We start from the raw sequence: 23,922 nt of genomic DNA, 5'->3' as shown, positions 1-23,922 counted from the left end.
CTCAGCCCACCTCCCGCAGCAACGAGGCGAGGTCCGCCGGGTAGAAGCGCTCCGCGGTCGCGTCCAGCTCGTCGGCCGACCACCAGCGGGTGACGTCGATGGTGGCGGCCTCGTAGCCGGCGAAGTGGGTGACGTCGGCGGTGAACGCGTCCGTGCGCACCACGAAGAACGCCTGCTCCTGGGAGTACCACCGACCGTCGAAGGGGAACTGGACCTGATCGGTGCGGACTGGCCCGACCAGGTCGCCCGCTGCGATGCGCAGCCCGGTCTCCTCGTAGACCTCCCGCACGGCCGCGTCGGCGAGCGTCTCCCCTGGCTCCAGGCCACCGCCGACCGTGAACCAGTAGCGGTGGTCGGGGCGGGCGGGGTCGCACCCGCGCAGCAGCAGGACGCGACCGGACGGGTCGAGCAGCAGGACCCGGGCCGCCCAGCGGTCGATCTCTGCCGCAGCCTCCGTCATACCGACGAGCCTACGGCGTTGTCACTTCGATGTCGGATCCGGCACCTTGTCGAAAGTGCCGGGGACGCTGAGCCACTTGGCCCGCGAGAAGGGCCAGAAGACCACGAAGGCCCGGCCGATGACATCGTCCTCGTTGATGGTCGCCTGGTTGGGGTCCTTCGTGCGGATGAAGTTGTACCGCGAGTCGCCCGACCGCGAGCGATGGTCGCCCATCACCCACAGGCGCCCCTTGGGCACAGTGATGTCGAACTGCTCCTCGCTCGGCAGGTCCTGCAGCCCATCGGCGTTTGCGTAAATGTAGGGCTCGTCCAGCGGCGTGCCGTTGACCGTGATGCGCTGCTTGTCGTCGCAGCACACGACGTGGTCGCCGCCGACGGCGATCACCCGCTTGATGAAGTCCTCCTCGGACGGGTCGTTGCGCCAGGAATCCGGCGCCGTGAAAACGATGACCTCGCCGCGGTGGGGGGAGCGGAAGTCGTACACCAACTTGTTGACGAGCACCCGGTCCTTGATCAGCAGCGTGTTTTCCATCGACTCGGACGGGATGTAGAACGTCTGCAGTACAAAGGCCCGCACCACGACGGCGACGATGATCGCCACGCCCAGCAAAACCGGCAATTCGCGCCAGAAACTACTGGGCTTCTTGGTCTGCTCGTCAATCACGCCCTGAAGGGTACGTGTTACTCACCATCGACGACGCCTCAACCGCTCCTGACGCGCCGAACGGGTCGAAAGCGAAACGGACACGACGATCGGGGCAAGCACCATATCCGGGATAAACGGCGTGACGGGGGCGGGCGTGACGCGCGGGCCGGGCGCGGGCATCGCCGCCGGTTTCGGAACGTTCTTGAACGTGTCGGGCACTGGTAGCCAGGCCCAGCGGCTGCTCGGCCACAGCACCACGAACGCGCGGCCGATCACGTTGTCGATCGGCACCTGGCCCTGGCAGCGGGAGTCCTGCGAGACGCCACGATGGTCGCCCATGACGAACATCTGGCCGGCCTGAACCTTGATCGGTCCGAACCGGCGCGCCGTGCACTGCTTCGGGTTCGGGGCGGCGTCCAGCGGCGAGTCCTCGTAGAGATACGGCGACTCGTCGAGCGGATAGCCGTTGACCGTGACACGCCCGTCAACGTCGCAGCACGCCACGGTGTCGCCCGGGAGCCCGATGACCCGTTTGATGAAGTCCTTCTCACCGGGCTGGGAGAACCCGACGAGGTCGCCGACGGTGCGGCCGAGCTCGGCGAAGAAGCCGGCGTCCTTGTGGACCTGGTTCTCCGGTGCCCAGGTGTCCGGGCCGGTGAACACGACGACTTCGCCCCGCTCGGGCTCCCGCACGTCGTACAGCACCTTGTTGACCAGCACGCGGTCGCCGACGAGGAGGGTCTGCTCCATCGAGCCCGATGGAATGAAGAACGCCTGGACGAGGAACGTTCGGATGAGCACGGCCAGGCAGAACGCCACGATCAGCAGCAGCGGCAGTTCCTGCCACAGCGGCATGTTCTTGCGCTTGCGGCGGACCTTGCTGCGCCAGTTGGAGACGGAGTCGTCGTCGTAGGAGGCGCCCCGCCGCGGCCGCGCACCCGATCCCGTTGAGCGCTCGCCCCGATCGAAGCCTCTCTCGTACCGCGCCGAGCGGTCCCGATCCCGCCGGTCGCCGTAGCCGGGCTCGTCGTAGCCGTCGTCCTCGAACGCGCGGTCGCGCACCATCGGCGGCTCGTCGCGGTCCCGGCTGCCGCGCCGCGACCCATACGGATCGTCCCAGGAGCGGCCCCGGTTCCAGTCCTCGCGGTCTGGCTCGCCGCGACCCCAGTCGTCGCCGCGGCCCGGCTCCGCCCGGCGCTCGTCGCGACCCCAGTCGGCGCGCCGGTAGTCCCGGCTCGGCTGGACGCTGCGCCGGTCGGGCACGACGTCGCGGCCGGGAGACGCGTCACGGCGGTCGTGGACGTCGCGGTCGTCGCCGCCCGCCCAGCCGCCGTCATGGACACGCTGCACCTCCGCGGCGTCCGGGCGACCCGTGGTGGACCAGTAGTCGTGGCCCGGGTAGCTGACGCCGCCGAAGGGTTGCTGCTGCCCACGCTGCTCCCCCGCCTGATCCAAGCGGCGGTCGCGTGAGTGTGTCTCGTCGGAGCGATCGTCGTAACGATCGCGCCCGTAGGGGTCACTTGCCATCGGCGCCAGCCTAGATGCACGGGACCACTTTGGGGAGCCCGGCTCCACTTGACCGAAAAACCCGATCCGGACGCGACACGGGGAGAGTGCGCACCGCGCCCCTCCCCGTCGTCGATCCGCGCGGTCGCGAGGTCAGCTGCTGACCTTGGTCTCGCGCTTCTCCTTGATCTTGGCCTTCTTGCCCCGCAGGTCACGCAGGTAGTACAGCTTGGCGCGGCGCACGTCGCCGCGGGTCACGACCTCGATACGGTCGACGGCCGGGCTGTTGACGGGGTAGGTGCGCTCGACACCGACGCCGAAGCTCACCTTACGGACGGAGAAGGTCTCCCGCAGGCCGGAGCCCTGGCGACGGATCACGACGCCCTGGAAGACCTGGACCCGGGACCGGTTGCCCTCGACGACCCGGGCGTGCACCTTGATGGTGTCGCCGGCACGGAAGCTCGGGATATCGGTCCGCTGCGACTGTGCGTCCAGCGCGTCCAGCGTGTTCATCGCGGAAGTTCCTCGTCACTCAAGGCACGTCCGCTCTCCGCGGCGCGCGAGGGTCTGTGATCATGGGTCAGCCGGACACGTCAGGCCGCGGCAACCTCACCACTTTGCCACATCCACGCGCCGAACCTGAAATCAGGCCCCTTGATCACCATCGCCGGCCCTCCGTTCGAGGGCGGCGATGAGGTCGGGGCGGCGTTCGGCGGTGCGCCGCAGGGCCTGCTCCCGCCGCCACCTGGCGATGCGGCCGTGGTCGCCGGAGCGCAGGATCTCGGGCACCTCCAGGCCGCGCCAGCTGGGCGGCTTGGTGTACATCGGCGCCTCCAGGACGCCGGCGGCGTGCGACTCCTCCACCAGCGAGTCGGCGTTGCCCAGCACGCCCGGCAGCAGCCGCGTGACCGCCTCCAGGATCACCAGAACCGCGACCTCGCCGCCGAAGAGCACGTAGTCGCCGAGGGAGACCTCGCTCACCCGCATCCGCGCGGCGGCGTGGTCGAAGACCCGCTGGTCGATGCCCTCGTACCGCCCGCAGGCGAACAGCAGGTGCTCGTCGCCGGCGAGGGCGCGCGCGGCCGCCTGGGTGAACGGGGCGCCCGCGGGGCTGGGCACGATCAAGTGCGTGTCCGGGCCGGCCAGCTCGTCCAGGGCGAGGCCCCACGGCTCGGGGCGCATGACCATGCCGGGGCCGCCGCCGTACGGCGTGTCGTCCACGGTGCGATGCACGTCGTGGGTCCAGCGGCGCAAATCGTGTACGGCAAGCCGCAGCGTCCCGTTCGAGCGCGCCTTGCCGATCAGCGACAGATCCAGCGGGGCGAGGTAGTCCGGGAAAATTGTGACGACGTCGACCCTCATAGGTCGAACAGGCCTTCCGGCGGAGTGATCACGATCTTCCGCCCGGCCACGTCGACCTCGGGGACGATCTCCCGCACGAACGGCACGAGCCCGGTCCGCCCGTCCGTGAGCCGCACCACGAGTAGATCGTGCGCGGGCGCGTGGTCGATGCGCAGCAGTTCGCCGACGCGCTCCCCCGCGGCGTCGACGACGTCGAGCCCGACCAGCTCGTGGTCGTTGAACTCGTCCGGGTCGTCGCTGGCCGGGATCGTGGCGCTGTCCACACACAGCAGCACGCCGCGCATGTCCTCGGCGAGGTTGCGGTCGTAGATGCCCTCGAAGACGACGAGGAGGCGGGCCTGATGCGGGCGTACGGACTCGATCGTCAACTCCGGCGGCGGCCGCCACGCCCCCGGCGGGACAGTCTGCAGATGCCGCACCGCCGTCGAGTCGGTCTGCACAACCGACCCGACGGCGAAACGCTCTGCCGGCGCATCCGTGCGCACGTCCACGACGACCTCGCCCCGGACGCCGTGCGCGCGGATGACCTGGCCGACGACGAGCAGCATGTGGTCAGTACGCGTCGACGATCTCGACGCGCACGCCGCGGCCGCCGATCGACGTGATGACCTGCCGCAGCGCCTTGGCCGTCCGGCCACCGCGCCCGATCACCGTGCCGAGGTCCTCCGGGTTGACCCGGACCTCCAGCCGCTGACCGCGGCGGGAGTCGACCATGCGCACGCGGACGTCGTCGGGATTGTCGACGATGCCCTTGACCAGGTGCTCGAGCGCCGGGCGCAGCACGTCAGGCCTCCGCGCCGGCGCCGGCACCGGACTGCTCCTCCGCCTGCGCGGCCGGAGCCTCGGCCTCGGCCTTCTTCTTCGGTTCCGCGGCCTTCTTCGCCTTCGGCGCGTCGGCCAGGCCGGCGGCGGCCTGCGCCTCGGCCTCGTAGGCGGCACGGCGGTCGGGCGCCGCCGCGGCCACCTTCAGCGGCTCGGCCGGGGCCGGCAGGCCCTTGAACTTCTGCCAGTCGCCGGTCTTCGACAGGATCGCCTGCACGGCCTCGCTCGGCTGCGCGCCGACGGAGAGCCAGTGCTGGACGCGGTCGGAGTTGACCTCGATGCGCGAGGGCTCCTCCTTCGGGTGGTAGAGCCCGACGAACTCGATCGCCCGACCGTCACGCTTGGTGCGCGAGTCGGCGACGACGATGCGGTACTGCGGGTTGCGGATCTTGCCCATCCGCAGGAGCCGGATCTTGACGGCCACTTGGTTGCTCGCTCCTGGATCTGTTGGAAGCCGAGCGACCGCCCGGACACCGTGGGGATGGTGCCGTCGGCTGCTCTGTTGGACTGGCACGACGCCGGGTTAGAGGGCTCGGACGCGCACCGGATACCAGCAGACCATTGTGCCAGACCGACTACCGTGCGCAAAAACGACCCCTGGATTCCGCATCTGCGCCCCTCGTGGCCGCTCAGCCCGACTTTCCCGGGCCTTCCGCGTCGTTCCGCCCGTCAACGCAGCGGCGGACGGTCCCACCCGGGCGTGAGATCCGGAAGCTCCCACTCCGGCGCCGGCCGGAAGTCGGTCCAGGTCCCGTCGAACGGAAACGCCCCGGCCTCGATCTCCTCGACGACGCGCAGGCCCTCGTCGCGTACGGCGGCCTCGTCCTCGACCCAGTAGTGATCCGGCAGCGCGAGCCGCTCGAGGAACTCCTCCTCGTCCTTCCACTGCCACGTCCGGCCCGGCGCGACGAGGATGTCGAGGTCCTCGTCGGTCACGTCGACCCCGGCCGCGGCGCCCGGGTCGCTCCAGCGGATCGCCGGGCGTTCCAGGTTGACGTACCACCCGGTGAACTCCCCCGCGTCGTCGCGGAACCACCACACGGAGTGCGCGGGGTCGCCGGGCCGGTGCAGCTTGAGCACCCCCGGCCCGTTCCACGTCCCGTGCTTGAGCGAGGTCCCGAGCGTGACGTACTCCGTGAACGGCATCGTCCGCATCCCCCGCCCGTCCCCGGACACCTCGTTCACCACCGGCGTGCCCCGCTCGATCCACAGCAGCAGCCCGCGCTCGTCGTCGGACACGACGCGCGCCGGCCGCACCCACCCGATCCGCCCCCGCCGCACGTTGCGGTGCATGATCACCTGGCCGGGCGTGAAGACGACGCTCAACCGCGCTCCCTAGGTCGGTTCCAGCCCTCCAGCACGGGCTCCGGGGTGGTCCAGTCGTCCGGCGGCCGGAAGTCGGTCCAGGTGCCGTCGAACGGCCACTCCCCCGCCTCGATCGCCGGCACGATCGCGCGCCCTTGCGCCCACACGGCCTCGGGGTCGCTCACCCAGTACTCGTCCGGGTACGCCAGCCGCTCCGTGAACTCATCCTCGTCCTTCCAGCCCCACCGCCGGTCGGGCCAGATCCACAGGTCGAGGTCCTGGTCGGTGAGGTCGATCCCCGCGACCTCTCCGTCGTCCCAGGCGACCCCCGGCTCCTCGAGGTTGACGTACCACGCGCGGAAGCGCCCCTCGGGGTCGAACAGCCACCAGACCGAGTACGCCGACCCACGGGGGTTGAACTTCAAGATGCTCGGCCCCCGGTACACGTCCTGGATGACCTTCTTCGGCTCCGCCAGCCATCGCTCGAACGGCATCCCGCGCGGCCCCTCGCCGTCCTCGTTGACCTGCCGGATCACGGGGCTGCCGGTAGCGAGCCACAGCCGCGTGCCCAATTCGTCGTCGGACACGACGCGGGTGAGCGGCGCCCAGACCAACGTGTCACGGGTGAAGTGCCGGTGCAGGACGGGTCTTCCGGGTCGCAGCGGCACGCCGAGATTGTATCGGTCGCGCGGGGGCGTCCGGCCCCACCGACCACGACTGAGCACACCGGCACCACCGACCACGGCGGCCTCACCGGCCTGAGCAGGCAGGCGCGGGCGGGGCCACATGGGCGAGACCCGCACGGACGCGAGATGCGGCCATGCGGACGAGACCCGCACGGACACGAGACGCGGCTATGTGGACGAGACCCGCACGGACACAAGCGCGGCCATGTGGACGAGACGCGGCACCCGTGCGGTCGCGGGGCGCTCGGGCGCTGTGGCTCCTACTAGCGGACCACGCGGCCGCGCAGGACGATGCGGCGGGGGCGGAGCAAGGTGGTGAGATCGGTTCGGGGGTCCTCGGCGTAGACGACGAGGTCCGCCAGGCCGCCCTCGACCAGGCCCGGGAAGCCGAGCCACTCGCGGGCGCCCCAGGAGCCGGCGCGCAGGACCGCCTCCGCGGGCAGACCAGCCTCGCGGTGCAGCAGCAGCATCTCCTCGGCGGCCAGGCCGTGGTTGATGCCGCCGCCCGCGTCGGTGCCGACGTAGATCGGCACGCCCGCCTCGTGCGCGGCACGCACGATCGACGGGAAACGGTCGTGGAGGGTAAGCATGTGGCGGGCGTAGGCCGGGAACTTCTCCTCCGCCTGCGCGGCGATGTTGCCGAACGTCGCAATGTTGATCATCGTCGGGACGAGCGCGGTGCCGCGGCGGGCCATCTCGCCGATGTCCGACTCGTTCAGGCCGGTGCCGTGCTCCACCGAGTCCACGCCCGCGCGCACGAGCGCTGCCACCGACTCCTCGGCGAACGTATGGACCGCCACCCGGGCGCCCGCGGCGTGCGCGGCCGCGATCGCGCCGGCCATCGCGGCGACGTCCCACGCGGGCGCGAGGTCGCCGCGGCCGCGGTCGATCCAGTCGCCGACGAGCTTCACCCAGCCGTTGCCGCGGCCCGCCTGGCGTGTGATCTCGGCGGGCAACTCGGCCTCGCCGACTTCCACGCCGATGTCGCGCAGGTATCGCTTCGGGGGCGCCACGTGCCTCCCCGCACGGGCGAGCCGGGGGACGTCGTGGTCGTCGTCGAGCGACTCGTACGGAATCGGGGACCCGGCGTCGCGAATCGCCAGAACACCCGCGTCGCGATCGATGACGGCGAGCGACCGCGCGGCATCGACGTTCTCCGAGGGCCGCCCGCCGGCCTGGATGCCGAGGTGACAGTGGGCATCGACGAGGCCCGGCAGGATGTATCCCTCGTCGGCGACCGTCATCGCCCCGGCGACCGGCGAGAACGTGACCCGATCGCCGACGAGCCAGATGTCGCGCCGCTCCCCGGACGGCAGCACCGTCCCCCGCACGTGCAGGGCCGGCTCGGCGCCCCGCGTCCACTGCGGCGCGGACGCGGGCGAAGGCGCGGACGGGCGTCCGGGCTGGGGCGTGGGCTGGGCGGAGTGGGGCCGGTCGGCGGATCTTGTGGACAACGGCTCAGGCGTCCTTGTCGCGCTTCTGCAGCTTGGAGAAGTCCAGCTTCGGAAGGCGGAAGCCCGGCGGCATGCCGGCGGCGTTGGGGTCCATCGCGGCCGGGTCGAAGCCGGGCGGGAGCTGCGGCAGGCCGCCGCCGAGGCGAGGCTGGCGCATGCCACCGCTGTTGCCGCCCTTGTTGCCCTTGCGCTTGTTCTTCGGGGACTTCGTGGCCTTGCGGCGTCCGCCGGGCAGGCCCATCATGCCGCCCATCTGCTTCATCATCTTCTGCGCGTCGGCGAAGCGGGTCAGCAGTTGGTTGACGTCGGTGACCGAGACGCCGGAGCCGTTGGCGATGCGCACGCGGCGGGAGGCGTTGAGGATCTTCGGGTTGGCGCGTTCCTTCGGCGTCATGGAGCGGATGATCGCGGTGACCCGGTCGAAGTGCTTGTCGTCGATCTCGGCGAGCTGGTCCTTCATCTGGTTCATGCCCGGCATCATCGCCAGCACGTTGGCGATGGGGCCCATGCGGCGCACGGCCTGCAGCTGCTCCAGGAAGTCCTCGAGCGTGAAGTCCTGGCCGCCCATGAGCTTGGCGGCCATCCGCTCCTTCTCGTCCTCGGCGAAGGCCTGCTCGGCCTGCTCGATGAGGGTGAGGACGTCGCCCATGCCGAGGATGCGGGAGGCCATCCGGTCGGGGTGGAAGACGTCGAAGTCCTCGGGCTTCTCACCCGTGGACGCGAACATGATCGGCTGGCCGGTGACGTGGCGAACGGACAGCGCGGCGCCACCGCGCGCGTCGCCGTCGAGCTTGGAGAGCACGACGCCGGTGATGCCGACGCCGTCGCGGAACGCCTCGGCGGTGGCGACCGCGTCCTGGCCGACCATGGCGTCGATGACGAACAGGACCTCGTCGGGGTCGACGGCGTCGCGAATGTCGGCGGCCTGCTGCATCATCTCGGCGTCGATACCGAGGCGGCCGGCCGTGTCGACGATCACGATGTCGCGCATCTGGCGCTTCGCGTGCTCGATCGAGTCGCGGGCGACCTGGACGGGGTTGCCGACGCCGTTGCCGGGCTCGGGCGCGTAGACCTCGACGCCCGCGCGGCCGCCGAGCACCTGCAGCTGGTTGACGGCGTTGGGCCGCTGGAGGTCGGCGGCGACGAGCAGCGGCTGGTGCCCCTGCCCCTTGAGCCACCGCGCGAGCTTGCCGGCGAGCGTGGTCTTACCGGAGCCCTGCAGACCGGCGAGCATGATCACTGTCGGCGGGTTCTTCGCGAACTGCAGCCGCCGCGCCTCGCCCCCGAGCGTCGTCACGAGCTCCTCGTGGACGATCTTGATGACCTGCTGGGCCGGGTTGAGCGCCTGCGACACCTCGGCGCCCCGCGCCCGCTCCTTGAGCCGGGCGATGAACGCCTTGACCACGGGCAGCGCGACGTCGGCCTCGAGCAGCGCCAGGCGGATCTCCCGCGCGGTCGCGTCGACGTCGGCGTCGGTGAGCCGCCCTTTGCTCCGCAGCTTCGAGAAGATGCCGGAAAGCCGGTCACTCAGGGTGTCAAACACGACGGATCCGTCCTCGGGTGTAGGAGTCCCTTGAAGGGTACGCGACAGCGAACACGTCGTCGCGGCCCGCGGCGCCACGCACCCGCGCCCGATCACCGCCGGACGGCCCTCCGAAGCCCGGCGAAACCCGCACGAAAGTAGCAAATCACAGCCCCGTCAAGTCACGCGGCGACCGACACGCCCGAGGCTCGGACGCGGTACGACGGGGTTGGGATAGGACGAGCGGGGCGAGACACGGGACACGACACGCCCAGCGCGCGGACGCGGCGGCCAGGGCAGGAACAGGGCCGTCAGGCGGAGACGGAGCGCCGAGGGTCCGAGCGACAAGGCTAGGTCGCCGGGCGGGAGACAAGACCCAAGGCGCGAGGCCGGGTCGCAGAGGCAGAGACCGGGCCGGAGGCACGAAGCGAGGTCGCGAAGGGCGCAGCGGAGGAGACGGGACCGGACACGCCAGGCGACGTCGCGGAGGGCGCAAAGGAGGAGACGGGACCCGACACACCACGCGAGGTCGCAGACAGGCGGAGAAGGAGACAAGGACGAAGACGCGAGGCGGGGTCGGGCCGGGGTCGGGGGTCAGTGGGTGGTGGTGCGGGTCAGGATGGGGTGGCGGCCTGCAGGACCGCGGCCTCCGCGCGGGTCCGGGACGGTTCGTCCCACTCGCCGGCCAGGTAGAAGGCGTCCACCACGTCGCCGCCCAGGGTGGAGATTCGGGTCGAGCGTACGTCCGCGCCGATGTCCTCCAGCGCGCTCGCCACCCGGAAGAGCAGACCTGGCGTGTCCGTCGCGCGCAGTTCCATCACGGTCGCGTCCGTCGCCGCCGTCGACGGTTGCCACACCAGGCGCGGGGACGCGCTCGCGCTGCGGCGGGTGGAGCGTTCCCGGGCAGCCAGGCGCTCGGCGACCGGTAGGTCACCCGTGACGGCGCGGCGCAGGTCGGAGACGACCGCGTCGCGGTCGATGTCGCCGTAGCGGGGCTGGACGGCGCAGACCATGCGGGCCAGGCCGTCCACGGTGACGGTGTCGGCGGTGACCACGTCCAGGCGGTGCAGGGAGAGGCAGCCGGCGACGGCGGCGAGCAGGCCGCGGCGGTCGGGGGCGATCACCGAGACCCTGTCGGTCTCGACCTGGACCGCCGGGAGCTTGGCCGGGACGGTCAGGGCGGCGGCCGGCGACGGGGGCGGCGCGACCACCCCGGTGTCCAGGGCGCGCTCCACGTGGCGGACCAACTCGTTGATGAGGCGGCCCTTCCAGTCCGACCAGGCCGCCGGGCCCGTGGCGGCCGCGTCCGCGCGGGCGAGGGCGTGCAGCAGGGACAGGGTGGAGGCGTCGCCGACGGCATCGGCGACCGTGGCGATGGTCTGGGGGTCGGACAGGTCGCGGCGGGTGGCCGTGTCGGGGATGAGCAGGTGGAGGCGGACCACCTTCTCGACCTGGGCGACGTCGGCGGCGCTGAGGCCCATGCGCGCGGCCGCGGCCGCGGCGATCGGGGCGCCGACGATGCTGTGGTCGCCGGGCAGGCCCTTGCCGATGTCGTGCAGGAGGGCGGAGAGGACGAGCAGGTCGGGGCGGTCGACGTCGCGGGTGAGGCCGGCCGCCTGGCGGGCGGTCTCGACCAGGTGGCGGTCGACGGTGAAGAGGTGGACCGGGTTGTGCTGGGGCAGGCTGCGGACGCGGGCCCACTCGGGGAGCCAGTTGACGACCAGGCCGTAACGGTCGCAGGCCTCCCAGACCTCGATCATGGACTTGCCGCTGCCCAGGAGGGTGAGCAGGGCGTCGCGCGCGGGGGCGGGCCAGGGACGGGGCATGGGGCCGGCGAAGCCGCCGAGCCACTCCAGGGTGGCGTGGGCGATGGGCAGGTCGGCGCGGGCAGCGGCCGCGGCGACGCGCAGGGGCAGGGCCGGGTCGGGGCGGGGCGTGACCGCGGCGCGGGCCAGGACGACCTCGCCGCGCTGCTCGACGACGTCGCGGGCGAGGGGGCGGCGCTCGGAGTGGCCGCGGGTGCTCGGGGCGGCCCAGCGCTCCACGGCGCGCCACGCGTCGTCGCTGGCGTAGGCGATGGTGCGGGCGGACTCGGCGATGCGGCGCAGGACGTCGTCACGGTCGCCGAAGCCCAGCATCTCGGCGACCTCGTCGCGGTCCTGGGCGAGGAGGCGGTCGACGCGGCGTCCGCGCACGGTGTGCAAGGCGTCACGGACGTCGAGAAGCGTGCGGTGGGCGCCGCGGACGGCGGGGCGGGGGCCGTCGGCGACTCCGGCGAAGCCGATTCCGCGCAGCACACCGAAGTCTCGAAGGCCGCCGCGCGACTCCTTGACGTCGCCCTCCAGGAGGAACGCCAGCTCGCCGTGGGCCTTCCAGCGGTCCTGGGTGAGGGCGCGCAGGGCCGGCAGCAGGTGACGCGCCTCGCGGCGCCACTGGGCCACGGCGTCGGCGTGCAGGGCCGCGAGCAGCTCGGGGTCGCCGGCGACGAGGCGGGCGTCGAGCAGGCCCAGGGCGACCTTGAGATCGGACCGGGCCAGGGCCAGGGCCTGGCCGGGGCTGCGGGTGGAGTGGTCGAGGGCAAACTTGGCGTCCCAGACCTGGTACCAGATGAGGCTACCGAGCTCGTCGGCCGCCGCCTCGTCGCCGGGGCCGCCCGGGTGGAGCAGCACGAGGTCGAGGTCGCTGCGCGGAGCGCATTCGCGACGCCCCAGTCCGCCGACGGCGACGAGCGAGGCACTCGTGGTACTGCCGCCAGCACTTGAGAAGATCTTCGACAGCCACTCGTCGATGGCCGCGGAGCGCTCGGCACGCGCGTCGGCGCCCGCCCCGGTCGTTAGGACCGGAACGGGCGCCGACGGTTGTGTCATGTGATGAGGATAGAGATCAGCAGCGGCTTACAGCGCGTCGAGCCCGCGCTCGCCGGTGCGGACGCGGACCACCTCGTCGACCGAGGTGACCCACACCTTGCCGTCACCGATCTTGCCGGTGCGGGCGGCAGTGACGATGGCGTCGACGACCTTCTCGAAGTCGAGCTCGTCGGTGACGATCTCGACCCGGATCTTGGGGACGAACTCCACCGTGTACTCCGCACCGCGGTACACCTCGGTGTGGCCCTTCTGACGGCCGTAGCCCTGAACCTCGCTCACGGTGAGGCCCGCCACGCCGAGCGCGTGGAGCGCCTCCTTCACCGCGTCGAGCTGGTACGGCTTGATGACCGCGGTCACCAGCTTCATGCCCATTCCCTCCGACATCCCTCGACGCTATCCGGCTACCTTTTCCGACGCCGGGGCTTCCGCCGCCGGCGCGGGGGCCTTGCTCGTGCCGACGCCCGCCATCGCGAACGCTCCCGCGCTGCCACCGGTGCCCGGGGTCAGGTCGTAGGCACTCTCCGCGTGCTCGGCGATGTCGATGCCCTCGACCTCGGCGTCCTTGCTGACCCGGAAGCCGATCGTCTTCTCAATGATGAAGGCGAGGACGAACGCGATGACGAACGAGTAGATCGTGACGATAGCGCTGGCGCCGGCCTGCGCGCCGAGCTGGCCCGCGCCGCCGCCCATGAACAGGCCGTTCTTGGCGCCGAGAGCGCCGCTGATGGCCGAGTTGAGCTTGTCGTTGGCGAAGAAGCCCAGCCACAGGGAGCCGATCCACCCGCCGACGAAGTGGACGCCGACGACGTCGAGCGAGTCGTCGAAGCCGAAGCGGTACTTGAGGCTGACCGCCAGGGCGCAGACGATGCCCGCGACCAGGCCGAGCAGGACCGCGGCCCACGAGTCGATGAAGCCACACGCGGGGGTGATGGCGACCAGGCCCGCGACCGCGCCGGAGGACGCGCCGACCAGGGTCGGCTTGCGGTCACGGATCCATTCGACGATGACCCAGCCGAGGACCGCGGCGGCGGTGGCGACCTGGGTGTTGACGAAGGCCAGGCCGGTGACGCCGTCGACGGTCAGCTCGGAGCCGGCGTTGAAGCCGAACCAGCCGAACCACAGCAGACCGGCGCCGATGGCGACGAAGGGCACGTTGTGCGGCTTCATGCTCTCCCGCGGCCAGCCGACGCGCTTGCCGAGGACCAGGGCGACGCCGAGCGCGGCCGCGCCGGCGTTGATGTGGACGGCCGTACCACCGGCAAAGTCGAGCGGGTGCAGCTTCTGGGCGATCCAGCCGCCGCCCCACACGTTGTGGGCGACGGGGAAGTACACGAGCGTGGCCCAGCCGAACGCGAACAGCAGCCAGCCGCCGAACTTCGCCCGGTCCGAGATCGCGCCGCTGATGAGGGCGACGGTGATCACCGCGAATGTCATCTGGAAGACCATGAAGACGTACGTCGGGATGCCGATCCCGCTCGGGTTCTCCGCCGTCGCGCCCCACATCTGGTCGATGTAGGTCTTGCTGCCGAAGTACTGCCCGAGGTCACCGAACAGGCCACCCGCGGTGTCGGAACCGAACGACGCGCTGAAGCCGTAGAACAACCACAGAACGCTGACGAGCCCGATCGTCGAGAAGCTCATCATCATCATGTTGAGGACGCCCTTGGAGCGGTTCAGGCCACCGTAGAACAGTGCCAGAGCCGGCGTCATGAGCAGCACGAGAGCGGTCGACACCAGCAGCCATGCGGTATGGCCGGGGTCGATGGTCGCTTCAGGCACGCTGGCCTCCTAGTAGTCGAGATCCTCCCTCCCGACCTTCGAGGCAGCATTGCCCTTCAGCCGGTTGCGCGAGAGCTTCCAGGGCTCACGTTTCACGCACCGGCGCTGCGCGGTTTCTACCGCGTCACGTCATGTTTCCAGCGTGTGAAGAAACGCTCACACTTTGAAAAATGCCTATCGAAGGGCGTATTCGAGCGTGTGCCGTTCGTAGTCGATGAGCCGCAGGTCACGCACGGGACGACGGAGATGCCCCTTGTGCACGATCCGCACGAATGCGGGGTCGCCCGCCGCCGCCATCCGTCGAATTCCCTCGATGTGGTCGACGATTCTCTTCCGGATGACCCGCACCAGGCGGTGCCGGTCGCGCGGGGTCAGCCCGTAGGCGTCGGCGAACATGCGCAGCCGCCGCGGGCGGTTCGGCCGTTTCCAACCGAGCGTGTACGAGTCGCGGTCGGAGAACAGCGGGACCCAGGTCCACGCCGCATACGCCACGTCGTAGATCCGCGCGCCCGGCGAGGCCAGGTCGAAGTCGATCAGCGACAGGGTGCCGTCCGGGCGCCAGATGACGTTGTGCGGCGCCGCGTCGTGGTGGCAGATGACCTCGGTGTCCGGCGGCGGCGGGCCGAACGAGCGCCACACGGCGCTCGGCGGCGGCCGGAAGCCCGCCTGGGCGTCGTGGAACATCCGCAGCATGGTCGCGACGGTGACCATCGCCTCGTCGGTCACCCAGTGCGGGGCGAGCGGATACTCGCCGCACTCGCCCTCCAGATACTGCAAGACCTCGCGGCCGCGCTCGTCGATGCCGAACGCGCGCGGCGCGCCGGTGAACCCGACGTACTCGAGGTGGCGCAGCAGCGCATGCACCGCGGGCGTCCAGGGGCCCGCGTTGCGCCGCACCGTGTCGCCCGAGCGCACCACGACGGAGGTGTTCCCGCCGTGGAGCGGGATCTCCTGCTGCGTCACGTGATCGTCCTTCGCTGACCTGACCGGGGAAACCGGGCGTTGACCTGCGCTGTGCAACTTCTCACCGGCCGCCGAGCGAGCACGGCCGGGACTTACCGTCCCAAGGTACCGTCCGAGGTTACGCGTCCGTGCCAACGAGGGCGTCGACGAACTGTCGGGCATCGAACGGAGCCAGGTCGTCGGGGCCCTCGCCGAGGCCGACCAGCTTCACCGGAATGCCCAGTTTGCGCTGTACGGCAATCACGATCCCGCCCTTGGCAGTCCCGTCGAGCTTGGTCAGGACCACCCCGGTGACGTCCACCACCTCGGTGAACACGCGCGCCTGCTCCAGCCCGTTCTGGCCGGTTGTCGCGTCGAGGATCAGCAGCGTCTCGTCGACCGGGCCGTGCTTCTCCACCACCCGCTTGACCTTGCCCAGCTCGTCCATCAGGCCGATCTTGTTCTGCAGGCGGCCCGCCGTGTCGATGAGCACCGTGTCCACACGGGCGTCAATACCCCGTTTGACCGCGTCGAACGCCACCGACGCCGGATCCGCCCCCTCGGGGCCCCGCACGACCTCCGCACCGACCCGCCCGGCCCACGTCGCCAGTTGCTCGGTCGCGGCCGCGCGGAACGTGTCGGCGGCGCCCAGCACGACGCTGTGCCCGTCGGCGATCAGCACCCGGGCGATCTTGCCGCAGGTCGTGGTCTTGCCAGCGCCGTTGACGCCGACGACGAGCAGCACCGCCGGCCGCCCGTCGCGCGGCACGACGGCCAGGGAGCGGTCCAGGTCCGGCTGCAGGGCGTCGACCAGCTCCGCGGCGAGCATGGTGCGCAGGTCGGCCGCGGTGGCGGTGCCGTGCACCCGCGCGCGCTCGCGCAGCTTGGCGACGATCTCCGTGGTCGCCTGGACGCCGACGTCGGCGCTGATCAGCGTCTCCTCGACCTCGTCCCAGGTGTCGTCGTCGAGCCTGTCGCGCGAGAGCAGGGCGAGCAGGCCCTTGCCGAAGACGTTCTGGGAGCGCGACAGGCGCGCGCGGAGGCGCACCAGACGACCGGCCGTCGGCTCCGGGATCTCGATCTCGATCCGCGGCGGCGCCAGAGGCTCCTCGACCTCCACCGGCGGCGCGGGGGCCTCCTCGACGACGGGCGGGGCCTCGACGACCGGTGGAGCCTGCGCGGCCGGAGCCTGCGGCTTCTCGCGCGGGGGCGCCGGCGGCAGTGTCGGGGGCTTGCGGAAACGGGGCGCGATCAGCGCCAGTGTGGCCCCGATCACCACGACGAGCAGCACCAGGCCGAAGACGATGTACGACTCCATGGCAGGAATCCTCCCAGATGTGGCGTGCGGCGGCCTGCGGTGGCGCCGAGACGGGCCGGGCAGGATCATTCGGGATGCAGTCGCCTCACCCGGGAGGTCCCACCACCATGTCCGAAGCCGAGCTCGACACCGACCGGGGACCCCTCGTGCTCGGCCCCGTGCTCCGCCGGGTCGAGGGCGACCGGGCGACGGTTTGGGTGGAGACAGCTCACCCGGCGACGGTCGAGGTCGACGCCGCGCCCGCGTCCGGGGCGGCCCGCACGTTCAGTGTGCACGGCCACCACTACGCCCTCGTCGTGGTCTCCGGGCTGCCGCCGGATGCCGTTACGCCATACCGCGTGCGGATCGACGGCGCCGAGGTCTGGCCGCGCCCCGACGACCCGTACCCGTCCCCGGCCATCCGGACCCGCCGCGCGGGCGCGCCCGTGCGCCTCGTCTTCGGCTCCTGCCGGGAGGCGAGCCCGCTCAGCGTGACGCGGTACCCCCCGGACGCCCTCGACGCCTACGCGGGCCGCCTCATCGAGTCGATCCGCTCGGACGCGCCCACGCAGTGGCCCGACCTGCTGGTGCTGCTCGGCGACCAGGTGTACGCCGACGAGACCCCGGAGAAGATCCAGCGCTGGCTCAAGCGGCGCCGCCGCCAGCGCCGCGCGGACGCGCCGATGACGCAGGTTCTCGACTTCCACGAGTACACGAAGCTGTACCTCGACTCCTGGAGCGACCCCGAGATCCGCTGGCTGCTCTCCACCGTCCCGAGCGTGATGATCTTCGACGACCACGAGATCATCGACGACTGGAACACCTCGCAGCGCTGGCGCGACACGATGGCCGAGCTGAGCTGGTGGGAGCAGCGCATCCAGGCGGGCCTGTCCTCGTACTGGGTTTACCAGCACATGGGCAACCTCGCCCCCAGCGCACTGGCGGAGTGCCCCGTGTACTCCGCCGCCTCCTCCACCGACGACGCGACCGCGATCCTCGACGAGTTCGGCACACGCGCCGACCGCGACCGCGCGGCCGCGTACCGCTGGAGCTACACCCTCGACATCGACCGTACCCGCCTGGTCGTCGTGGACAACCGCGCCGCCCGCGAGCTGGAGCGGGGTAAGCGCGCGATGCTGCCCGACAGCGAGTGGGCGTGGTTCGCCAAGCAGCTCCCGGGCGACTACGACCATCTGCTCATCGGCTCCTCGCTGCCCTGGCTGCTCCCGCCGGCCATCCACCACCTGGAGGCCGCGACCGAGCGCCTGGCCGAGTCTCCGCGCCGCTGGGTGGGGCGCTTCGGCGAGAAGCTGCGACAGGCGGTGGACCTGGAGCACTGGGCCGCGTTCGGGCGCTCCTTCGACGTCCTGAGCGCCCTGCTGGCCCAGATCGGCGCCGGGCAGGGCGGCGTCTCCCCCGCACCCGCCACGATCAGCGTACTGTCGGGTGATGTTCACCACTCCTACGCCGCCCGGGCCGAGCTCGGGCCCGAGGTGATCAGCGCGGTGCACCAGCTGACCTGCTCGCCCGTCCACAACGACATGCCGAAGCTGGTGCGGCCGGCGATGAAGTTCGGCTGGAACCCGCCGGCGGCGAGGATGATGCGGTCGCTGGCGCGGACGCTCGGGCTGCGCAAACCGGTCGTGCGGTGGCGCAAGACCGCCGGTCCGTACTTCGGCAACGCCGTCGGCCTGCTGCTGCTGGACGGGCGCTCGGCGCACGTGACGATCGCGGGAACGCGGCCGGACAAGACCCTGGGCGAGGTGGCGTCGCTCAAGCTCAGCTGAGCCGCGCGGACGCGACCAGCCCCCAGCTCGGACGCGCGGACGCGATCAGCCTGCAGATCGGCCCCGCGGACGCGACCCAGCCCCCAGCTCGGGCGCGCGGACGGGAGGCCGAATGGGCGTATCCGGCTCAGTTGGCCCGCGCGGGCGCGACCGGCGGGTGGGTCACCGGCGCCGCGTCGAGGTCCGTCCAGGTCCACAGGGTCGCCACCCGGGCACGGCCGGTGAGAAATGCCACAGCGGGCTCCCGGATCGGGGCGAACCACATCCGGCCGAGCCGCTCGACCGCCTCGGGCAGCGGAACCCACGCGCCCGAGCCGTCGTGGGGCCCCACCCCGGTCACCTCGAACCCCAGCATCTCGTACGCCACGCCGCCGGCGACGTAGCGGGCGACCCAGACCAGGCGCTCCGCGATCACCGAGGCGTAGCCGGCCTCCTGGCCGGCCTTGGCCAGCAGCGGCTCCCCGGCCTCCACGGCGCCGCCCGGGAGCGCCCAGTCCGGCGGGTCGCTGATGAGCAGAACGTCCTTGCCACGGCGCACCACGGCGCCGACCGCGAGCTGGAGACCGGTCACGCCTCACCTTAGGCCGCCGGGGCGGGGCGAGGCCCCGCCCGGGCGCGGGGTCGCGCGCCCGCGCGGGCATACGATCGCGGCATGAGCTTTTATGACGTCGAAATCGCCGACCTGCAGGGCCGGCCGCTCGATCTGGGTCAGTTCCGCGGACGCCCGGTGCTCGTGGTCAACGTGGCGTCGCGGTGCGGGCTGACGCCGCAATACGCGGACCTCGAGGTGCTGCACAAGGAGTACGAGGGTCGCGGGTTCTCGGTGCTCGGCGTGCCGTGCAACCAGTTCGCGGGGCAGGAGCCCGGCACCGCCGAGGAGATCGCCGAGTTCTGCAGCACGACGTACGGCATCACGTTCCCGATGACGGAGAAGATCGAGGTCAACGGGGAGGGGCGGCACCCGCTGTACGACATCCTCACCCCGGTCGCGGACGCCGAGGGCCACACCGGCGACATCCGGTGGAACTTCGAGAAGTTTCTCATCGGCGGCGACGGGGAGGTCGCGGCGCGCTTCGGGCCGCGCACCGAGCCCAAGTCGGACGAGGTCGTGAAGGCCGTCGAGGCGGCTCTCTGACGGGCGCAGCCCGGCCTACAGGCCCAGGGCGCGGCGGGGGTAGGTGAGGTCGTCGCCGGCGGTGTACCGGTAGGCGCTCAGCCCCGCCGCGCGGGCGCCCCGGATCATGCGGTCGGTGTCGTCGACCAGCAGGCAGCGCGGCGGTGGGGTGTCGATGAGCGCGCAGGCGGCCGCGAAGTACTCCTTGGCCGGCTTGTGCACCCCGATCTCGGCCGACACCGCGACCGCGTCGAACTCGCCGGTCAGGTCGAAGGACGCGAGCACGTCGCGGAACTCGACGGTCGCGTTGGTGGCGAGGCAGACGGGCAGCCCGGCGGCGCGCACGTCGCGGACGAAGCGCAGGACGTCGGGGTCGATGACGCCCGGGTACACCTCCCACTCGGCCATGAGCTCGGCGGCCCGCTCGCGGCCGCCTACCCGGCCGGCGAGGGCGTCGGCGACCGTGGCGAGCCACTCAGCGCGCGTGCGGTGGCCCGTGATGGCCGGCAGCAGGCGATCCCACTCGAGCGCCGTGTCGAGGACCGTGCCGGGCTCCAGGCCGTACAGCTGCTCGATCTTGGCGTTCTCGGAGGGGTCGAACGTGCGCAGGACCCCGTCGAAGTCGATGAGCAGGGCCGTGGGCCGCTGAGTCACGCTGCCTCTTCCGTTCGCAGGCGCTGGGAGATGACCTCGGTCACACCGGAGCGCATGGTGACGCCGTAGAGCGCGTCGGCGACCTCCATCGTGCGCTTCTGGTGGGTGATGATGATGAGCTGGCTGCGCTCCCGCAGCTGCTCGAAGAGGGTGATGAGGCGGCCCAGGTTGACGTCGTCCAGGGCGGCCTCGACCTCGTCCATGATGTAGAACGGGCTGGGGCGGGCGCGGAAGATCGCGCACAGCAGCGCCACGGCCGTCAGCGACCGCTCGCCGCCGGACAGCAGCGACAGGCGCTTGATCTTCTTGCCGGGCGGGCGGGCCTCGACCTCGATGCCGGTGGTGAGCATGTCGTCGGGGTCGGTGAGCACCAGGCGGCCCTCGCCGCCGGGGAACAGGACCGAGAAGACCTGCTCGAACTCGCGCGCGGTGTCGTGGTAGGCGCTGGTGAAGACCTCGAGGATGCGGTCGTCGACGTCCTTGACGACGGTGAGCAGGTCGCGGCGGGTGGCCTTGAGGTCCTCGAGCTGGTCGGAGAGGAACTTGTAGCGCTCCTCCATCGCCGCGAACTCCTCCAGGGCGAGGGGGTTGACCTTGCCCAGCAGGTTGAGCTCGCGCTCGGCCTTGGCGGCGCGCTTCTCCTGGGTCGCGCGGTCGTACGGCACCGGCTCGGGCGCGGGCCGGCGCTCGGCCTCCGCGGCCGCGAGCTCGGGGGCAGTCGGCGGGACGGGCAGGTGCGGGCCGTACTCGGCGACGAGTGTGTCGGCGTCGAGCCCGAACTCCTCGGCGGAGCGGGCCTCGAGCTGCTCGATGCGCATCCGCTGCTCGGCGCGGGCGACCTCGTCGCGGTGGACCGCGTTGGTGAGCCGGTCGAGCTCGGCGGTGAGGTGCTTGGCGCGGCCGCGCACGTCGGTGAGGGCGGTCTCGCGCTCGGCGCGCGTGGCGGCGAGGGTGTCGCGGGTCTCCTGGGCCTCGGCGATCGACTCGGTCAGGCGCTCCAGGGCGAACGCGGCACCGTCGGCGACGGCCCCGGCGACCCGGGCGCTGCGGGCGCGGGTGGCCTTGCGCGCGGCGGCGCGCTCGCGGGCGGCACGCTCGGCGGCGGCCTGGCGCAGCAGGGCGTCCGCGCGGCCGGCGAGGGCCCCGACGCGCTCCTCGGCGGTGCGGACGGCGAGGCGTACTTCCATCTCCTGCTGGCGCGCGACGGGCACCTCGGCGGCGAGGTCGTCGCGCTCCAGGGTGGAGGGGTCCTCGTCGATCGGGGTCTCCTCGGCCGCGGCGAGGCGCTCCTCGAGCTCGGCGAGGCTGCTCAGGCCCGACTCGCGGGCCGCCTCGGCCTTGGCCTTGGCGGCGGCGTGCCGCTCGACCTCGGCGCGGGCCGACTTGGCGGCGGCGCCGAGCTCGGCGAGGCGGCGCGCGGCCGCGTTGCGGACGCTGTCGGCCTCCTTCTTGGCCGCGGCGGTCTCGGCGACGGCCTGCTTGGCCGCGGCGGCGGCGTTGCGGGCCAGGCCGAGCAGCTCCCGGGCCTCGGCGACGCGGCGCTCGGCGTCGACCTTCTGCTGGCGGGCCTCCTCGACGGCCGCCTGGACCTCGATGAAGCTGTGCTGCTTGCCGGAGCCACCGGCGGCCGCGTAGGCGCCGATGACGTCGCCCTCGGGGGTGACGGCGCGCAGCGCGGGCGCGTAGGAGGCGATGCGGCGCGCGGTGGCGAGGTCCGGGGCGAAGACGACGTCGCCGACGGCGCGCTCCAGGGCGGGGCGCAGCTCCTCGGGGGCGCGGACGAGGTCCATGGCCCAGGCGGCGCCCGGGGGCAGCGGCACCCGCTCGACCGGCGGGGCGTCGAGCATCGGCGCGGACGCGATGAGCAGCGCGGCGCGGCCCGCGTCGTCCTGCTTGAGCATCTCGACCGCGGCGACCGCGCCCTCGACGCCGGAGACGGCGACGGCGTCGGCGAGCCCGCCGAGCGCGGCGGCGAGCGCCGCCTCGTGGCCGGGCTCGACGGACAGCAGGGCGGCGACGCTGCCGAGCATGCCCGGCACGCGGTCGGAGCGGGCCAGGAGGGTGCCGGCGCCGTCCTTGCGGCGCAGGCCCATCGCGAGCGCCTCCTCGCGGGCCTTCCACTGCGCGGCGTCCTTCTCGGCGGCCCGTTCGGCGTCGCTGTGCTGGCGGACCTCGTTGTTGATCGCGTCGAGCTCGCGGGTCGCCTCCTGGTGGCGCATCTCCAGGTCGGCGCCCTCGTTGTCGGCGGCCGACGCGCCCGCGCTCGCCTCGTCGTAGAGGCCCTGGGCCGCCTCCGCGCGGGCCTCGGCCTCGGCGAGCTGGACGGCGAGGCGTTCGATCTCGTCGCCGGCGGCGGTCGCGCGGGAGCGCGCCGACTCGACCTGGCCGGTGAGCTTGGCCAGGCCCTCGCGGCGGTCGGCGATGGCCTTGTGGGCGGCGACGATGGCCTTCTCGGCGAAGGCGAGGCGGCGCTCGAGGTCCTGGCGGTGCTCGACGGCCTCGGCGAGGCGCTCCTGGCTCGCCTCCAGCGCGGCGCGCAGCTCCTCCTCCTGCTCGCTAACCTTCTCGGCCTCGGCGGTGAGCTGGTCGGGGTCGCGCCCGGGCCGCTCCTCGACGGGCGCGGCCGAGAGGTTGCGGTGGCGTTCTGCAGCGAGCTGGTGCAGGGAGCGGTACCGTTCCTGCAGCGTCGACAGCTGGTACCACGTGTCCTGCGCCTCGGCCAGCACCGGCGCGTCCGCGGCGTGCTCGGCCTCCAGCGCGGCGAGGCGTTCGTTGATCGCCTCGACCCCGGCCTCGACCTCCTCGCGGCGCGCGCGCAGCGCGGTCTCGTCGGCGATCTCGCGGTCGAGGGTCTCGCGCAGCGTGGACAGGTCGTCGGCGAGCAGCCGCAGCCGGGCGTCGCGCAGGTCGGCCTGGATGCCGGCGGCGCGGCGGGCGACCTCGGCCTGGCGCCCGAGCGGCTTGAGCTGGCGGCGCAGCTCGGTGGTGAGGTCGCCGAGGCGGTTGAGGTTGGCCTGCATCGCCTCGAGCTTGCGGATGGCCTTCTCTTTGCGCTTGCGGTGCTTGAGCACACCGGCGGCCTCCTCGACGAAGGCGCGGCGGTCCTCGGGGCGGGCGTGCAGGACGCCGTCGAGGCGGTTCTGGCCGACGATCACGTGCATCTCGCGGCCGATGCCGGAGTCGGAGAGCAGCTCCTGGATGTCGAGCAGGCGGCAGGAGTTGCCGTTGATCTCGTACTCGCTCTCACCCGAGCGGAACATCCGGCGGGTGATCGACACCTCGGTGTAGTCGATCGGCAACGCACCGTCGGTGTTGTCGATCGTGAGCGTGACCTCGGCGCGTCCGAGCGGGGCACGGCTCGCGGTCCCGGCGAAGATGACGTCTTCCATCTTGCCGCCGCGCAGCGCCTTGGCGCCCTGCTCGCCGAGCACCCAGGCGATCGCGTCGACCACGTTGGACTTGCCGGAGCCGTTGGGCCCCACGACGCAGGTGATGCCCGGCTCGAGCCTCAGCGTCGTCGTGGACGCGAAGGACTTGAAGCCCTTGGCCGTCAGGGTCTTGAGGTGCACGGATCTCCACGGTGGTCGAGGTGTGTTACCGGGCAGGCTACCGCCGGGAGACTACCCGCCCCCGCAGCACCGCACACCATAATGCGCGTGTCGTGGGTACACCGCCCACTCAGGCCCCACCGGCCACGAACGCAACCAACCGGACGACCGG

22 protein-coding genes are annotated in these 23,922 nt (G+C 72.1%); 2 read left to right on the top strand and 20 right to left on the bottom strand.

Features of this window, described 5'->3' with window-relative positions; genetic code table 11:
* Position 1 precedes the first annotated feature (1 nt).
* The 17 genes from ACQPY0_RS08850 to ftsY all read right to left on the bottom strand — a co-directional run bounded on the left by ACQPY0_RS08850 (position 2) and on the right by ftsY (position 16,668).
* The gene (locus tag ACQPY0_RS08850) at positions 2–460 is read right to left on the bottom strand and encodes an NUDIX hydrolase (protein WP_432986740.1); all 459 of its coding nucleotides are present in this window, start codon (positions 458–460) and stop codon (positions 2–4) included.
* Positions 461–481: 21 nt separating this feature from the next.
* Positions 482–1,123 (bottom strand): signal peptidase I, encoded by a 642-nt coding sequence (lepB, locus tag ACQPY0_RS08845; RefSeq protein WP_432986738.1) that lies wholly within the window; start codon positions 1,121–1,123, stop codon positions 482–484.
* Between the two features lie 21 nt (positions 1,124–1,144).
* A complete protein-coding gene (gene lepB, locus ACQPY0_RS08840) occupies positions 1,145–1,960 on the bottom strand; it encodes a signal peptidase I (RefSeq protein ID WP_432995091.1) in 816 nt (271 codons plus the stop codon).
* 804 nt (positions 1,961–2,764) lie between these two features.
* Complete coding sequence (gene rplS / locus ACQPY0_RS08835) at positions 2,765–3,124, bottom strand: 50S ribosomal protein L19 (RefSeq protein WP_432986736.1); 360 nt, start codon at positions 3,122–3,124, stop codon at positions 2,765–2,767.
* A gap of 132 nt (positions 3,125–3,256) precedes the next feature.
* Positions 3,257–3,973: a tRNA (guanosine(37)-N1)-methyltransferase TrmD gene (trmD, locus tag ACQPY0_RS08830; protein WP_432986734.1), complete on the bottom strand. Its 717-nt coding sequence runs from the start codon at positions 3,971–3,973 to the stop codon at positions 3,257–3,259.
* The gene (gene rimM, locus ACQPY0_RS08825; protein WP_432995089.1) at positions 3,970–4,518 is read right to left on the bottom strand and encodes a ribosome maturation factor RimM; all 549 of its coding nucleotides are present in this window, start codon (positions 4,516–4,518) and stop codon (positions 3,970–3,972) included. Before rimM ends, trmD begins: the two co-directional genes overlap by 4 nt.
* A 7-nt stretch (positions 4,519–4,525) precedes the next feature.
* On the bottom strand, positions 4,526–4,783 hold the full coding sequence (locus ACQPY0_RS08820; RefSeq protein WP_033357826.1) for an RNA-binding protein: 258 nt from the start codon (positions 4,781–4,783) through the stop codon (positions 4,526–4,528).
* The gene (gene rpsP / locus ACQPY0_RS08815; RefSeq protein WP_432986732.1) at positions 4,758–5,219 is read right to left on the bottom strand and encodes a 30S ribosomal protein S16; all 462 of its coding nucleotides are present in this window, start codon (positions 5,217–5,219) and stop codon (positions 4,758–4,760) included. The genes ACQPY0_RS08820 and rpsP overlap by 26 nt, the downstream gene beginning before the upstream one ends.
* A 245-nt stretch (positions 5,220–5,464) precedes the next feature.
* Positions 5,465–6,088, bottom strand: coding sequence for a DUF402 domain-containing protein (locus ACQPY0_RS08810; protein WP_432995087.1), 624 nt, complete (start codon positions 6,086–6,088; stop codon positions 5,465–5,467).
* A 29-nt stretch (positions 6,089–6,117) separates the two neighbouring features.
* The gene (locus ACQPY0_RS08805) at positions 6,118–6,768 is read right to left on the bottom strand and encodes a DUF402 domain-containing protein (protein WP_432986730.1); all 651 of its coding nucleotides are present in this window, start codon (positions 6,766–6,768) and stop codon (positions 6,118–6,120) included.
* Positions 6,769–7,049: 281 nt separating this feature from the next.
* Positions 7,050–8,123: an amidohydrolase family protein gene (locus tag ACQPY0_RS08800; protein WP_432995085.1), complete on the bottom strand. Its 1,074-nt coding sequence runs from the start codon at positions 8,121–8,123 to the stop codon at positions 7,050–7,052.
* A 121-nt stretch (positions 8,124–8,244) separates the two neighbouring features.
* Positions 8,245–9,783 carry a signal recognition particle protein gene (gene ffh, locus ACQPY0_RS08795; RefSeq protein ID WP_432986728.1) on the bottom strand — a complete coding sequence of 513 codons (1,539 nt, stop codon included), beginning with the start codon at positions 9,781–9,783 and terminating at the stop codon, positions 8,245–8,247.
* A 593-nt stretch (positions 9,784–10,376) separates the two neighbouring features.
* Positions 10,377–12,629, bottom strand: coding sequence for a [protein-PII] uridylyltransferase (locus tag ACQPY0_RS08790; protein WP_432986726.1), 2,253 nt, complete (start codon positions 12,627–12,629; stop codon positions 10,377–10,379).
* A gap of 27 nt (positions 12,630–12,656) precedes the next feature.
* Positions 12,657–12,995: a P-II family nitrogen regulator gene (locus tag ACQPY0_RS08785; RefSeq protein WP_190249674.1), complete on the bottom strand. Its 339-nt coding sequence runs from the start codon at positions 12,993–12,995 to the stop codon at positions 12,657–12,659.
* A gap of 27 nt (positions 12,996–13,022) precedes the next feature.
* Positions 13,023–14,408 carry an ammonium transporter gene (locus ACQPY0_RS08780; RefSeq protein WP_432986724.1) on the bottom strand — a complete coding sequence of 462 codons (1,386 nt, stop codon included), beginning with the start codon at positions 14,406–14,408 and terminating at the stop codon, positions 13,023–13,025.
* Between the two features lie 174 nt (positions 14,409–14,582).
* Positions 14,583–15,371 (bottom strand): phosphotransferase enzyme family protein, encoded by a 789-nt coding sequence (locus tag ACQPY0_RS08775; protein ID WP_360369504.1) that lies wholly within the window; start codon positions 15,369–15,371, stop codon positions 14,583–14,585.
* Positions 15,372–15,489: 118 nt separating this feature from the next.
* Positions 15,490–16,668, bottom strand: coding sequence for a signal recognition particle-docking protein FtsY (gene ftsY / locus ACQPY0_RS08770; protein ID WP_432986722.1), 1,179 nt, complete (start codon positions 16,666–16,668; stop codon positions 15,490–15,492).
* Between the two features lie 107 nt (positions 16,669–16,775).
* On the opposite strand from ftsY, the gene ACQPY0_RS08765 reads away from it, so the two are divergent.
* Positions 16,776–18,434, top strand: coding sequence for an alkaline phosphatase D family protein (locus ACQPY0_RS08765; RefSeq protein ID WP_432986720.1), 1,659 nt, complete (start codon positions 16,776–16,778; stop codon positions 18,432–18,434).
* Between the two features lie 127 nt (positions 18,435–18,561).
* On the opposite strand, the gene ACQPY0_RS08760 is transcribed toward ACQPY0_RS08765, so the two are convergent.
* Positions 18,562–19,005, bottom strand: coding sequence for an NUDIX hydrolase (locus ACQPY0_RS08760; RefSeq protein ID WP_432986718.1), 444 nt, complete (start codon positions 19,003–19,005; stop codon positions 18,562–18,564).
* An 81-nt stretch (positions 19,006–19,086) separates the two neighbouring features.
* Between ACQPY0_RS08760 and ACQPY0_RS08755 the strand changes: the two genes are divergently transcribed.
* On the top strand, positions 19,087–19,569 hold the full coding sequence (locus ACQPY0_RS08755; RefSeq protein ID WP_432986716.1) for a glutathione peroxidase: 483 nt from the start codon (positions 19,087–19,089) through the stop codon (positions 19,567–19,569).
* Between the two features lie 15 nt (positions 19,570–19,584).
* On the opposite strand, the gene ACQPY0_RS08750 is transcribed toward ACQPY0_RS08755, so the two are convergent.
* Together ACQPY0_RS08750 and smc are read right to left on the bottom strand one after the other, a co-directional pair.
* The gene (locus ACQPY0_RS08750; RefSeq protein ID WP_432986714.1) at positions 19,585–20,202 is read right to left on the bottom strand and encodes an HAD family hydrolase; all 618 of its coding nucleotides are present in this window, start codon (positions 20,200–20,202) and stop codon (positions 19,585–19,587) included.
* A complete protein-coding gene (gene smc, locus ACQPY0_RS08745) occupies positions 20,199–23,771 on the bottom strand; it encodes a chromosome segregation protein SMC (RefSeq protein ID WP_432986712.1) in 3,573 nt (1,190 codons plus the stop codon). The genes ACQPY0_RS08750 and smc overlap by 4 nt, the downstream gene beginning before the upstream one ends.
* Between the last annotated feature and the right edge of the window lie 151 nt (positions 23,772–23,922).

Source organism: Dactylosporangium sp. CA-233914, assembly GCF_050942935.1.
GTDB lineage: Bacteria > Actinomycetota > Actinomycetes > Mycobacteriales > Micromonosporaceae > Dactylosporangium.
This window is presented reverse-complemented; position numbering and strand designations above follow the sequence as displayed.

Bases quoted from the DNA above. Each gene is read 5' to 3' on its own strand.
- ftsY (WP_432986722.1), bottom strand. From the start codon at position 16,668: ATGGAGTCGTACATCGTCTTCGGCCTGGTGCTGCTCGTCGTGGTGATC.
- ACQPY0_RS08755 (WP_432986716.1), top strand. From the start codon at position 19,087: ATGAGCTTTTATGACGTCGAAATCGCCGACCTGCAGGGCCGGCCGCTC.
- rplS (WP_432986736.1), bottom strand. From the start codon at position 3,124: ATGAACACGCTGGACGCGCTGGACGCACAGTCGCAGCGGACCGATATC.
- ACQPY0_RS08785 (WP_190249674.1), bottom strand. From the start codon at position 12,995: ATGAAGCTGGTGACCGCGGTCATCAAGCCGTACCAGCTCGACGCGGTG.
- lepB (WP_432995091.1), bottom strand. From the start codon at position 1,960: ATGCCGCTGTGGCAGGAACTGCCGCTGCTGCTGATCGTGGCGTTCTGC.
- ACQPY0_RS08810 (WP_432995087.1), bottom strand. From the start codon at position 6,088: ATGCACCGCAACGTGCGGCGGGGGCGGATCGGGTGGGTGCGGCCGGCG.
- trmD (WP_432986734.1), bottom strand. From the start codon at position 3,973: ATGAGGGTCGACGTCGTCACAATTTTCCCGGACTACCTCGCCCCGCTG.
- ACQPY0_RS08850 (WP_432986740.1), bottom strand. From the start codon at position 460: ATGACGGAGGCTGCGGCAGAGATCGACCGCTGGGCGGCCCGGGTCCTG.
- ACQPY0_RS08790 (WP_432986726.1), bottom strand. From the start codon at position 12,629: ATGACACAACCGTCGGCGCCCGTTCCGGTCCTAACGACCGGGGCGGGC.
- ACQPY0_RS08765 (WP_432986720.1), top strand. From the start codon at position 16,776: ATGTCCGAAGCCGAGCTCGACACCGACCGGGGACCCCTCGTGCTCGGC.